The organism is Bacteroides sp. B1-V-101 (assembly GCF_023656585.1).
GTDB lineage: Bacteria > Bacteroidota > Bacteroidia > Bacteroidales > Bacteroidaceae > Bacteroides > Bacteroides thetaiotaomicron.
In genome coordinates this window covers 25,065-38,470 of the sequence record NZ_JAMOKH010000019.1, presented here as the reverse complement: position 1 = coordinate 38,470, position 13,406 = coordinate 25,065, and the positions used below count along the sequence as shown (strand labels likewise).

Annotated in this window: 13 protein-coding genes; 1 reads left to right on the top strand and 12 read right to left on the bottom strand. The window is 40.0% G+C overall.

Annotation, left to right across the window (positions count from 1 at the left end; translation table 11 throughout):
* Positions 1-27 precede the first annotated feature (27 nt).
* From NBH01_RS15185 to NBH01_RS15130, 12 genes are all read right to left on the bottom strand, one after another.
* Entirely contained in the window at positions 28-1,098 is a 1,071-nt protein-coding gene (locus tag NBH01_RS15185; protein ID WP_005818831.1) for an Eco57I restriction-modification methylase domain-containing protein, read from the bottom strand.
* Complete coding sequence (locus NBH01_RS15180; protein ID WP_005818830.1) at positions 1,082-1,735, bottom strand: master DNA invertase Mpi family serine-type recombinase; 654 nt, start codon at positions 1,733-1,735, stop codon at positions 1,082-1,084. Before NBH01_RS15180 ends, NBH01_RS15185 begins: the two co-directional genes overlap by 17 nt.
* A 107-nt stretch (positions 1,736-1,842) precedes the next feature.
* On the bottom strand, positions 1,843-2,490 hold the full coding sequence (locus tag NBH01_RS15175) for a hypothetical protein (protein ID WP_004313932.1): 648 nt from the start codon (positions 2,488-2,490) through the stop codon (positions 1,843-1,845).
* Positions 2,490-3,389: a relaxase/mobilization nuclease domain-containing protein gene (locus tag NBH01_RS15170; RefSeq protein WP_061448680.1), complete on the bottom strand. Its 900-nt coding sequence runs from the start codon at positions 3,387-3,389 to the stop codon at positions 2,490-2,492. The genes NBH01_RS15175 and NBH01_RS15170 overlap by 1 nt, the downstream gene beginning before the upstream one ends.
* Positions 3,373-3,741 (bottom strand): MobC family plasmid mobilization relaxosome protein, encoded by a 369-nt coding sequence (locus tag NBH01_RS15165; protein ID WP_004313937.1) that lies wholly within the window; start codon positions 3,739-3,741, stop codon positions 3,373-3,375. Before NBH01_RS15165 ends, NBH01_RS15170 begins: the two co-directional genes overlap by 17 nt.
* Positions 3,742-3,842: 101 nt before the next feature.
* Positions 3,843-5,645, bottom strand: coding sequence for a DUF3987 domain-containing protein (locus NBH01_RS15160; protein ID WP_004313939.1), 1,803 nt, complete (start codon positions 5,643-5,645; stop codon positions 3,843-3,845).
* Positions 5,596-6,195, bottom strand: coding sequence for a BT4734/BF3469 family protein (locus tag NBH01_RS15155; RefSeq protein ID WP_004313940.1), 600 nt, complete (start codon positions 6,193-6,195; stop codon positions 5,596-5,598). Before NBH01_RS15155 ends, NBH01_RS15160 begins: the two co-directional genes overlap by 50 nt.
* On the bottom strand, positions 6,192-6,545 hold the full coding sequence (gene mads1, locus NBH01_RS15150) for a methylation-associated defense system helix-turn-helix domain-containing protein MAD1 (RefSeq protein ID WP_004313943.1): 354 nt from the start codon (positions 6,543-6,545) through the stop codon (positions 6,192-6,194). The genes NBH01_RS15155 and mads1 overlap by 4 nt, the downstream gene beginning before the upstream one ends.
* A 314-nt stretch (positions 6,546-6,859) precedes the next feature.
* The gene (locus tag NBH01_RS15145; protein ID WP_005818825.1) at positions 6,860-8,122 is read right to left on the bottom strand and encodes a site-specific integrase; all 1,263 of its coding nucleotides are present in this window, start codon (positions 8,120-8,122) and stop codon (positions 6,860-6,862) included.
* Positions 8,119-8,664 carry a helix-turn-helix domain-containing protein gene (locus NBH01_RS15140; RefSeq protein ID WP_005818824.1) on the bottom strand — a complete coding sequence of 182 codons (546 nt, stop codon included), beginning with the start codon at positions 8,662-8,664 and terminating at the stop codon, positions 8,119-8,121. The genes NBH01_RS15145 and NBH01_RS15140 overlap by 4 nt, the downstream gene beginning before the upstream one ends.
* Positions 8,665-8,867: 203 nt before the next feature.
* Complete coding sequence (gene dnaK / locus NBH01_RS15135) at positions 8,868-10,775, bottom strand: molecular chaperone DnaK (protein WP_055217151.1); 1,908 nt, start codon at positions 10,773-10,775, stop codon at positions 8,868-8,870.
* Between the two features lie 336 nt (positions 10,776-11,111).
* Positions 11,112-11,900 carry an META domain-containing protein gene (locus tag NBH01_RS15130; RefSeq protein ID WP_008760351.1) on the bottom strand — a complete coding sequence of 263 codons (789 nt, stop codon included), beginning with the start codon at positions 11,898-11,900 and terminating at the stop codon, positions 11,112-11,114.
* Between the two features lie 145 nt (positions 11,901-12,045).
* Between NBH01_RS15130 and NBH01_RS15125 the strand changes: the two genes are divergently transcribed.
* Positions 12,046-13,329, top strand: coding sequence for a hypothetical protein (locus tag NBH01_RS15125; RefSeq protein ID WP_090611697.1), 1,284 nt, complete (start codon positions 12,046-12,048; stop codon positions 13,327-13,329).
* Positions 13,330-13,406 lie beyond the last annotated feature (77 nt).

Here is a 13,406-nt window from a genome sequence, read left to right as displayed (position 1 = left end):
CATAATCTTTCCTTTCAGAATTAATGCTTATTCAGCATTTCGATATTGATAGTCATAATTGATTAAAAATTTTATTTCAATCTCAGATAAACCATATTTTTCTCCAATAAATTTATCAATTGCATCAATATGCATTTTAGATTGTCTTGCAAAAAAACATTTCAGTCCCGTTTTAGTTGTCTGGCTCTTTGAATATAAATCATTAAGATAAGTATCATATAAAGTATTTATTTTATCAAGTTCTTCATCTGAAAATGATTCGAATGGGATAGGAAACATTTCTAATTCGGATGATCGTAGGTTATGCCAATCTGAGTGTATCAGCCAAAACCAATAGAAAAGGTTACTTGACAAGGCTGCTCCTACAAGACTTTGATATTTTTCTCTGACTTTCAATTCCCCTTCTGCAGAAGAATGAGTAGGAATCTTAGTTATTATTTTATAGTACCTACCACCTGCCTTCCGGTAATAAATAGGTAAACCTTCTCGTTTATACACATCTTTTATTGTTGTGACACAACGCTCTAATTTGCATAATATTCCTAATTCTATTTCATTGCCTATCTTTGGAATTCTCCCATTGCGAATATGATGAAGGGCATTTACAAACTTTAGGTCATCTAAGAGTAACCACAGAGATTCATCAGAATAGCGTTTGTTGATATGCGTAGTCATAATTCTTGTGGCCTTGTTGCTGGATTTTTTAAAACTAATAATGGATACTTGTTGTTCTGCACTTTCAAATATACGGCGTGGTCTGTCTCCATATGAACTGACATAGATTTCGTCACAGTGATTTATTAGTAGTCTATGAAGTCCTGACATTGCATCGGAAGCAGTAACACTTAGTGGAACAATAAAGATTGCATTTCCTTTAGTGTGTAATATTTGGTAACCTAAATCAATGAAAAGCGAAAAAGTATCTAAAGATCCTTTTTGTATATTAGGTATAGTTTGAGCAGATGTAAATATATGTTTGAAGCATGCTTTGTCTATAGATGAAATTTTAGCACCGTACGGTGGATTGCCAATGACAATATCGAAGCCCTCTTTTGAGGGTCGCTTCTGTAGTACATAGAAATCAATGATAGATACCATACTCTTCCCATCCTTCTTGTTGACAGTTTATAGGCAAATGAAGCCCCGTATAAACGAGATAACGATATAATGTAGTTTTTGATACTTTCAATCTTTTAGATATAACTGTTTTTTCTGTTCCTTTAGCCAATTCTTTTACAATATAATCGTGCTTGTTGGCACATTTGGGATTAAGTCTACAACGAAAGCCACGACAATGTCCGAGCATTGCCCCTTCTGCTTTTTTTCTCGCTAACGCCTCTTTTGTACGTTGACTGATAAGATTGCGTTCAATCTCAGCTGACAATCCGAAAGCAAAGGCAAGGACTTTACTTTGTATATCTTCCCCAAGTCTATAGTTATCTTTAATTGTCCATACCTTACATTCTTTTGTCATACAGATATTCAAGATTTCCATAATCATAAAAAGATTGCGTCCAAGACGTGAAAGCTCACTACAGATGATAATATCATCTTTGCGTACTTTACGCAGTAAACGTCCAAGCTGTCGTTTTGTGTAATTTTTCGTTCCACTAATAGTTTCTTCAATCCAATCGCCAATTGTCAACTCATTATTATTACAGAAATTACTTATCTCAAAACGTTGGTTTTCTACAGTTTGTTTGTCACTGCTTACTCTAATGTATCCGTAAATCATAACTCTTAAAATTATATTAATATACACCAATATAAAAAATTCCTTCACAATTGATTAAAATGTAAAGGGATAAATTGGAGCAAACAGTATATACGTAGAAGCATATACTAATTTTCCCCTTTTATTGCTATCTGCTTTTCTATCAAGTTCTGATTCTGTTCCTTCACTGCCCTATACATAGAATAATACGCAAAGCTCTCTTCCTTATACTTCATACTACTAACAGAAACAGCAACGGCCCATATCATAATAACGACAATGAAGACCATGACATATCGTAGCTTAATATGATAGCCATATATAAACAACCCACTGATATTAGGTGGAATAACGGTTACAGGGCTTTTCAATTCATTGATTTTTGCTAATATCTCATCCTGCCGTTTCAATATACATCGGGTATTAGTTTCGATAGTTATACGATTCTGATTGTAATCGCAAACGTGCCGATAAAGATATTCAAGAAGTTTGGACTTCTGCTTGAATAAATCAATGAGTTTCGGAAACCATAGCGAAAACGGCAATGTGTTAGGCTGCTGTTGCCAGATATGTTTCTTGATCACAGACAAGGCTTCATTCCAGCAAGTACAGAAACTTTTGGCAATTCCAGTATAAATGGTCTTTTCATCAAATTCCACTTTTACAGATTGTTCCGATTTAGAAACAGTGACATTCTGTTTTTCAATACACTCTTTCAGTTCACTGATACTTTGGCGCAAATTTGCAAGATTTGCAGCTATTACATCTTCTTTCATTATCTTCTACGTTTTGAAGGTTTATAAAAAGGTTCGCTTCTTTGGTTATCCTTGTCTTTATCATCCCGCCCGCCTTGTTCATTGTTGGTTCCTCCACCTCCACCGGGAGTTATGACTTGATGGGGTTGAATAATCAGTTCCGCAGCTACATCACCCAACATAGTGCAAAGGTTGTTGAAGCTCAAATCACGGTCAAGTTTAGAACCAGCAATGCTAAATTCATCCATACAAAAGGATATACCACGAATTTTATCAGAGTTCTCAGCATGATTAAAACGCATATCTATGCCCTGACCTTTGAGCGTACTAATAAAGTCATTCCAAGAACGAGAATTTACCTGCGCATCAAGAACTGAAGAACGAAGATTATACTTCCGTAATTGGTGAGGACGCAAACGACTTTTATTTCTGGCTTTACTATTTTTAGGGGCAAAGTAAAATCCATACTCTTTAGTCAAAGCACGACAAACTTTTGCATTGCATATTCTTTCATTGCTGTCAGAAATAAGATTGCCTTCATTGTCTATCCGATTGAATACCAAATGGCAATGAGGATGTTTCGTGTCGTGATGCCGGGCTATGATATATTGAGTATTACGAATCCCCATTTGTTCCATCCATTTCTTGGCAATCTCCACCATCAGCGCATCTCCTTCTTCATTATCGGGAAAACGGCTAATGTCTTGCGAAGAAAAAGCAAGTGATACGTGTTTCACCGGACTTTTTACTTTCGGGCGCATGGATGCTTGTATCTGAAAAAAATCAGCGATGGCTTTATTACTAATGGTGCAGACTCCTTCGTGTGCCAAAAGTGTGGCACTCTTTTTCTTGTTCTTTTGGTCATTGGCGTAATTCACTATTCCTCCAAAATCGGTTCTTGTTTTAATCTTTGCTATCATGGCAGTTGTTCTTCACTTGGGTGATGATTCTATTGACTTCTGATATGATTGAGAAGCATTGTTGCTTGACAGCTTCCAAACCATAAGTGTGCATCTGGTGGGCAATCTGATTGACATTATTGGCGATACCGGAAAGGTCACGAATAGCCGATACCATTTCAGGACTGATGCGTTGACAGACTTGACAATCCATTGCAGCCTGATGGCAAAATTCATTGACAGACAATCCAGCCTGCTCCGCTTTGGATTGGATATAAATGTAGTCGTTCTCGGTAAACATTACCCGAAAACATTTCGTGCGTTTCTGATAACTCGCCAACTTAGGGCGACCACCAAGTTTCTTATCCTTCATACTTATCTAAACTTTTATGTTCATAAATTGATTTTTTGAGAGTGGCTGTTCTATCCGCTTGCCGCATAGGTTTTAGTGACACTAAAACACAAACTTGCCACTCAAAAAATCTTCCTATATTTCCCTTGTTCTATTCGGCTTAGTTTGCCATCTTTGATAAAGGCTTCTATCCACTTGTTTGCCGTACTTCCATTCTCGCCCAAAGTTAAAACCGCCGCATCATAATCTTTCTTTGTGAAAGTGTCAGGCAACATATTATAAAGGGTGTTCCTTCGTGCATAAACGCCTGTCTCTTGCGAAACGGTATTGAATCGTTTAGACTGATTTCCTGACAAATTCTGATAAATGAATACGGCATGATAAAGCAGGGTGTCGCAAATACTCATGGCTACGGAATAGTCAAACTCATGGCAAACCAATTGTACAGTCTCGTCAGAAGAAGATTTGTGAATCACATTATCCAAATGTCGGACAACGGTCAACACCATCATTATACGATAAGCAATCAGTCCCATCCGTCTGACTACTCCTTGCATCTTGTTATCCACTTCGTCACAACATTCCTCATTCACCCGACTGAGATATTCAATAAAGTGTTCCTGTAAATCAGAGGGAAGAGAAAAGGAATAATTACCCTGCCGTACAAAATTCTCATGTAAATGGCAGAATTTATCTCCCAACAGTTTGAACATGGCATTCTTGGATTGGGAAATGTCGCTTGTGGCAAACACATTTCTTATACCTCGTTTGAAGCGGATAATATAGAAACAAAAGCGACTCATCAATCCGTTCTCTGCATCAGGTATCAATCTTCTTACCTGTTCTGGAGTTCCAGCCAAAGCTACCGATACTCTCGGATTGGCTACTTCACAATACTCTCTATCCTTACGCCTACTCAAACTTACCAATTCATGATGGAATGCCTTTCGCAACACATCGGAGTAATTGCCGTAGTCCGATTTCAAAGTCTGACTTAACGTGTCGCCCTCCGATTCAAACAGCAGCCCGATTCCGTCATTATCTCCTAATATCTTCAAGAAAGAGCTTGCGCTACTATTGGCTGGAATCACGAGCATACGCATGGGCGGTTCAGTTGGCATAGCCATTCCATCGGTTTTCTTACCTTTAATATATGTGTTCATTGCTTCTTTATATTCCTGTTCCAATCGTTTGGAAAGTTCATGCAAATGGCGGTTGATGGGGGCTACCAATTCACGGCATAGAGTCAATGCTCCTTTTCCCATACCGGCATCCGCTACAACAAACAGATAGAGGTTGGGATAAACAATGCGTTCATCGTACACGCCACAAACATTATGAAAGCATACCGACAAACACACAATAGCCCCGATTAATATCGTATCACGGTCATCTACCGAAATGGAATTATTGACAACCTCATTTAGAAAAGGAGGAAGATGCTCAAACACACATTCAGGAAATGTAGGAAGTTCTTCTTCTGATTTTATCCATTTACCCGTTTTACCATTTTGGATATTTGGCAAAATGGATAAATGCTCTTTGAAGAACGGAGCCAATGAGATTCCAGCTTGATTTGCCAAATGGAAGAAAGAACGGATAGTAATGCCTTGCCCTTTGGAGTGCAGACAATGCGTGTATTGTTTATCCGTTTCTTCCTTTTGATAGGTAGGGTAAAACCTGCTGATGCGGTGGTAATACTCCCGCCCGTTCTCTCCCAATCCATCCACAAGCGCAAAGCCCAACTCCACCCAATCTTTATAATGAGGGGCTATATCAATGGCACACTGTTCTATCTCCCGAACAACACTTTCCACATCATCCTCCACCTTATTATATATAGGGGCAATACTTGGTGTATGTGCCTGTTGTATTTCAGAAGGGACATTCTCCCAATCTTGGGCGGAAAATATTTTCTTCGACATCATCTTTGTATTTAGGGTTAATATATGCTTGTGGGTCGTAGGGTAAGAAGCATGAACGAGCCACATCACTGCCGGACATATCCACCAATGGCAAACCTGTCGCTTTGATACAGTTGGTAACAGCCTTGAAGTACCGGGAATGTTCCCAGCCTTTCAAATCAACAGGTATTATCCACTTCAATCCATTACCGGATGGACTGACAAATAACAGTTCTGTATCAAAATACTCATGGTTAAGTAATTGTTGCTTTAACCTCCCTATGTTATCCACATGATCGAAATCCAAACACATCAATCCTGAGTGCATAATCAGTTCCTTTTCATTCCGTTTTCGGAATAATCCCGAAAAAGTACAATAGTCAAAATGGGTGGCTTTGTACCTTTTGGCTTCGGGAGAGGACTGCATCTGCCGCAGGTTCTCGGTTTGTGGTTGGGCATAATGTCCGATGACATAACGATACACATCCACAATACCTATAGCCCTCATCGGTTCGATGTTTTGAATGGGCTTGCGAAAGAATGAAAAGCAATAGTCGGTCGTTTCCATCATCTGATAATCTTTTTAGATTCGACAAATCGTCTGGCTTCTTCCATTAAGTCATCTTGGGTCTTGTGCGATTTGTTCTTCAGCCAATCGTCAATCTCTGATTGCAGGAAAGCCAAAGCCTTGTTTATTTTATGTACGGGAATCTGTTTGGTTGACACCCATCCATAAACCGTTTGTTTGGCAGGATGTGATGGCAGATAAGCGCAAAGCTCATCTATATCCATCCACTTGGGTGAGTTACTTGCCTGTTTATGCTGCAAGGCATTCACTTTAGATTGCAGTACTTCTACGGACTCAATCAGGTAGGACAACGCATTCGGCATTTCCTCCAATGAATTTACTTTATAGGCCATTTTTTCTTCGTATTAAAATTTATGCCACAAAAGTATAGGGATGCTTATAGGTGCTAAATAGGTGCTTGACCGCCACCAATCAACCGCTCATTTACCACTGACAGATTTAAGTTTCATTAATACGAAAATTTATTGGGCAACATAATAAAAGGGGAATAAACGACTGTTTGGACTAACACATTCTTTACTGAACACCTCTATACTACAAAATACCCCTCAAAAAGTTGATGCTTCATGAGGGGTAAACGGTGGTAAGTATATGATTGGTATTACATAAGTCGTTGGTGCTCAATGGTGGATATAACCACCACAACCTATAAATCCAAATTTTCTATATGCAGTGTATTGGCGGCTTTCTCTTTTTGTTCGTTTACAATATGCGTATAAATCTGCGTGGTTTTGACGTTAGTATGTCCCATCAAAGACTTGATGGTGTATATGTCAACGCCATTTTCCAGCAACAGCGAAGCATAGCTATGCCGCCCACAATGGAAGGTGATGTGCTTCTTGATACCGGATGCTTCTATCCAGACTTTCAACGGGCGAGAAATCCAAGAGGCATCAGTCAATCCTTCAAAAACAAGTGCTTCATCATCGTCTGGACGTATGCCGCATAGTTGAAGTGCCTGTTGAATGACTGGCTTGTAATCGGGCCTTTTTGTCTTTTGCTGAATTACTACTGCTTGCCATGTACCTTTGCTTGTTTGCTGAATTTGTTTCCATTTCAAAGTTTGAATATCACTATGCCGCAATCCAGTGAGAATAGAGAACAAGAACGCACGTTTCAAAACATCATCCTTGCAAGGAGTATCAACCAACATTTGCACTTCATTCATGGTAAGCGCAACACGAGGCTTCTCTATGTTTGTTATTCCCTTTACTTTCGCGCTTATATCAACGGTCAGATATTCATCAATGAACGCCTGTTTCAGTCCGGCTTTAAGTATGGAAAAATAGGTTGATGCCGTGTTTTGTGAGATAGTACCTTTCTTATTCCCTCCCATTGGAGCACGGAGAAGGAACATCTTTATATCTTCAAGCAGTTTAACGGAAATCGCCTTGAATGGAATTGGTTGCCCTTGTGAATACATTTTCAATAATTCACCTACACGCCTCCAGTTGACTATAATCGAATCGGAACTATTGGGATGACGTGTGCTTATAATACGATTGAAATACTTGATAAAATCCTGTTCGCTCCGCTCATTCTGTGCAGCGATTTCGTTTTCCTTATCAGTGTATAGGATGGCACTATCGTATTCATGCTGCCGTAACTTCCGCACATTGTCGGCATAGATGCAAGCCTCTTGGTCTATCGTTGAACGGCATTGGATAATTCCATTCAAATCACGTTTAGGCTTATAGTTGAATGTTCCATCCGGCAAGATTCGTGCTATGGATGACTTATCCCAAATGGGTGTGGATATAGTTCTGTTGATAGATTCCACCACACGGCTTGCCCGTTTAGAACCTCGCTTATACACTGGGTATGACTCTATAATCAGATACCACTCTTCTTTATAATTCGACCTTCTGAGTTTGACGGTCACTTTGGTATTGGGTAATGCTTTCTTCATAACGACTTATACAATTTATCAATTTCAGATTTGGGAACATAAACATAGTTACCGATTTGGCGTGTAGGAATAGAATGACGGCGCATGTGCTTAAACACACTGCTGTCATTGATATGGAACTTCTTTGCGATCTCTCCGATGGTGTAACAATCTTTGGGTTCAAAGGACAATGCCTCCTTTTTTCTCTTTCTACTCCCTGCCTTTGTTTTGAAGTGTTCATCCATATACTGCCGACTAAGGCGTATCAGACGCTGACCAAAATTGTATGACGGTATCAAGCCTTGCCGTATCATACGATAAAGAACGTCTTTACTAATTCCGTAAATCAGCATAGCTTCCTTTACGGTTAGATACCCCTTACTGGATGGTATTCGTCTAATCAGTGCTTGGCGTATCGCTTCTTTCTCTTTTGCGATTTGTCTTTTCTTATACGCCCTCTTGGAACAAGCAGGGCAACAATACTTCGACACTAATGTCGGAGGAGTAAAGATTTTACCGCACTCCTCGCAACTTCTTTGAATGATGTAATTTCCTCTTGGCATATTCTTCTCGTTTTAAATGGTTTATATCAATTTAAGTTGTACCTTATCGCCAAATAAGACGTGTCGCAAACATGTCGCAAATAAGAGATAAAAAAGCCCATAGAAAACACATAGCAACCATGACCCCCATAAACGCAAAAAGCGTGCAACTCATTGAGCTGCACGCTTTTGCTTATTGTTTATTATCTGTATCCTTATCGGAATCATTTGACTTCCTCGAAGTCAGCATCCTGTACATTATCGCCACCATGCTTGCTATTATCCTGACCTGCATTCATATCAGGACCAGCCTGTGCACCGCCCTGAGCTCCGCCTTGAGCGTACATCTCAGCACTTGCAGCCTGGAAAACAGTATTGATTTCTGCCATAGCAGTATCAATAGCAGCTAAATCCTGAGATTTGTGAGCATCTTTCAGTTTCTGCAAAGCAGCTTCAATCGGAGCTTTCTTATCAGCAGGCAACTTATCACCCAATTCCTTCAACTGATTTTCTGTCTGGAAAATCACGCTGTCAGCCTGATTCAGCTTATCGATCTTTTCACGTTCTTTCTTGTCTGCTTCTGCATTAGCTTCAGCTTCAGCCTTCATCTTTTCGATTTCTTCCTTGCTCAAACCGCTGGAAGCTTCGATACGGATTGCCTGTTCTTTACCTGTAGCCTTATCCTTAGCAGATACCTTCAAGATACCGTTTGCATCGATATCGAATGTAACCTCAATCTGAGGAACACCACGACGAGCCGGAGCGATACCTGACAAGTTGAACTGACCAATTGACTTATTCTGAGCAGCCATCGGACGTTCTCCCTGCAATACATGAATAGTTACTTCACTCTGATTATCGGCAGCAGTAGAGAAGGTCTCACTCTTACGAGCCGGAATTGTTGTATTAGCATCAATCAATTTCGTCATCACACCCCCCAGTGTTTCGATACCCATTGACAACGGAGTAACATCCAACAATACCACACCTTTGATTTCGTCTGTCAAAACAGCACCCTGTACAGCAGCACCAACAGCTACTACTTCATCCGGGTTCACGCCTTTAGAAGGAGTCTTTCCGAAGAAATCTTCTACCAATTTCTGTACGGCAGGGATACGGGAAGAACCACCTACAAGGATTACTTCATCAATATCGGAGTTGCTCAAACCAGCGTCGCTCATTGCTTTCTTACATGGTTCCAGACAAGCCTGAATCAATCCGTGAGCCAATGATTCGAATTTTGCACGAGTCAAAGTCTTCACCAAATGCTTGGGCACACCGTTTACCGGCATAATGTACGGCAAGTTGATTTCTGTGCTTGTTGAAGAAGAAAGTTCAATCTTAGCCTTTTCAGCAGCTTCTTTCAGACGCTGCAAAGCCATCGGGTCCTGAGTCAAGTCAGCACCTTCGTCATTTTTGAATTCCTGTACCAGCCAGTTGATGATTACCTGGTCGAAGTCATCACCACCCAAGTGAGTATCACCGTTAGTAGAAAGGACTTCGAATACACCACCACCAAATTCGAGGATAGAGATATCAAAAGTACCACCACCAAGGTCGAATACAGCAATCTTCATATCTTTGTGAGCCTTGTCCAGACCGTATGCAAGAGCTGCAGCTGTCGGTTCGTTAACAATACGTTTTACTTCCAGACCTGCAATCTGTCCGGCTTCTTTAGTAGCCTGACGTTGAGAGTCGGAGAAATATGCAGGAACGGTGATAACAGCTTCTGTAACTTCTTGTCCCAGATAATCTTCAGCAGTCTTCTTCATCTTCTGAAGAATCATTGCAGAGATTTCTTGCGGAGTGTACAGACGACCGTCAATATCTACACGCGGAGTGTTGTTGTCACCTTTCACTACTTTATAAGGAACACGTGTAACCTCTTTCTGCACCTGATCCCAGTTTTCACCCATAAAACGTTTGATAGAGAAGATCGTACGTGTCGGGTTAGTAATAGCCTGACGTTTAGCAGGATCACCTACTTTACGTTCGCCGCCATCTACAAATGCAACCACAGAAGGAGTTGTACGCTTACCTTCACTGTTTGCAATTACTACAGGTTCGTTGCCCTCAAATACGGCAACACAAGAGTTTGTTGTTCCTAAGTCAATACCAATAATTTTTCCCATGATCGTTATTCTTTTTATTTATTATTATTCAATTTCTTTTTGTCCGGTTGTTTTCTTTCTCTTTGTAAGGGCTTTCAAACGGACGCTGATTAAAAAACAAACCATGTGCCAAAAAGAAATCGGACGAATACGTGACATATTTTCTGCCAAAACGACAGTTTTAAATCGAAATGACTGCTGTCAAGTCACATAGAAGCCAGACAGCTATCGACTCATTAAACAAATGGAAACAGCTCTGGTTCAATAAAGCAAAAGAATAGATCATAAAGGAATAAAAAATATGCCTGTATCGTTATGTGCGACACAGGCATACCTATTTAATATAATACGTATATCTTACTTTTCAAGTACAATCACCAACGCATTATTTGCGTCATACAAACCGATTCCACCACCGGAAAGTTTATCGAACGACTTTACTTCATTCATTGCTTTCAGAATCTTACCTTCCACTTCCATATCAGGGCAAGCCATCATTGTGCTAGCCACCCCAGGGAAAGAGATTGATTTAGCATTAGTAGTGCTAGTTTCAAAACCACCATTAATCAAGTTACATCCGGCATTGCCATGAAGTGTTTTCTTTTTCACATCAAAAGCAATGAAAGGTTGCTTTTCCATTCCTGAAGGAATTGCTTCACCATTCACTTCCTTTATTTTCCATTCTCCGTTCAATACCGATAGTTTCACATCAGCCTCCTTTTTTTCAAGAACTACAACCGGACGATTGGACTCATTGCAAAGAAACATTTTATCCTTACCGGCTTTCTTATAACCTTTCACCTGTGCAAGCGCACCTAACACATTTCTCTCGGTAGTCATGTCCGGACACATCATTCTGGTGCTAGCCATTCCCTTAAGCTCCATGCTGCCCGGCTTGGCATTCACGTCAAAGCTACCCATCATACGGTTGCATCCACTGTTACCGGATACTCTTCCGGTCGCTGTATCAAAAGTAATAAAGGGAAGGGTTCTGCTTTCGCCCGGAGTTACTTTCGAGCCGTTAACTTCTATAATATTCCACTCACCATTGATTGAAGCCAATGGGACTGCCTTCTCAACCGAACGGCATGAAAACATTGCAAGTACTGTGCTGGCAATGCAAATTGAAACGAATACTTTCTTCATTTTGTTATAACGTTTAAGTTAAAATCGGGGGCAAAGATATCAAAAAGATTGGGAAATACCATCTAATGCGATATAAAATACATACATTTGCCATTATCTATAAAACAAACAATAAGATTACATAGTTCATCTAAAGTAAATAAATATGAGAACAATCGTCCTATTTCTAATCCTGCTTGGTTGTGGTACCTCTCATATCACAGCGCAAAATGATTATCTTGTCACTACTATTCCCAATCAGGAGGATCCTCTAAGTGAAGAAGAACAGTTCATAAAAGAGAACTTCCCACTGCAACTTTTATGTAAATGGACACCCGGAATGAAATTCATGTTTATTCCATCCGGACGTGACATGTTCCTCCCCACCCTTTCGGTGTATGAGACAGAAAAAGGAGCAGATAACAGCGTTTTGAAACACAAGATTCTTACTTTCGCCGGATATGAAGAAAAATCTCAAAAACTATCAAATGACATGAGCTATTCCACTCGACTCATCTTCGAATGTGACGGAGAAAAATATTATTATGAGATTAAAAATACACGTCCGGATGAAATTTGCGAAAAGAATCCCCGTGCCTATATCAACGGATTAGTTAATCTGAAAGATGTAGACACGGCAAAAGATTTACTGACAGGCAGAAAGATATATGTTCAGTCCGATATGGCACAGGTGGACGATGCCAATAGTTACTCCGGATATAGGGAAGTGTCTATTCCGGTCAACACCGAAGCAACCATTACCGCCATAGGAGTTGGCAGTCAGGCATATCCCGTGAAAATCATATTTCAGGATTCGCAGGGACATACCTATTATCTGGAAGTAGCTCTTTCCCGCACTAATTCCGGTATGGACGTGAGCGATTTCCAAGCTGAAAAGAAAATGAGATATTTTTCCAACGCCATCAGTTTCAGTAGCAAAAAGTCCGGAAATCTGGAAACCTTGAAAGACAAATATATTGATCTGACCGTCTATCCGAAACGGACATTGGCTGTAAAAAGAGTCTTCAACCTTGAAAACAAGCAAATGGAAAACCGCATACATTTGCCTCGCTACACTGTTTTGAAAATAAAAGAAGTAAAAATCTCCGGTCCGGGAAGTCTGGTTATCCTCTCACTGGAGGATCGGCATGGATCACTTTATGAAACAGAGGTTGACCTAAAATATGACGTTATCGTCAAAAACGAGAATTATATTGAAGACCTTTTCGGATTTGGAGACATCCATCAGAAGTATCCGGCTATCACAGATAAACGTTGGGCAATCATCGCACGGGGTGATTTGGAAGAAGGTATGAACACCGACGAATGTCGTCTGTCAATAGGTGATCCTGTAGAAATACAGTTAAAAAAAGACAGTCGTTTCGAAACTTGGTTCTACAACGGAAAAACGCTGGAATTTGAGAGTGGCATCTTGCAACGTTTCAAATAAAAAGGAGTAGCGACGCGGTGATTATCTGAAAATAATCACGTATATTTGCCAAGCTAACAATTCTAAAATCTTAATTT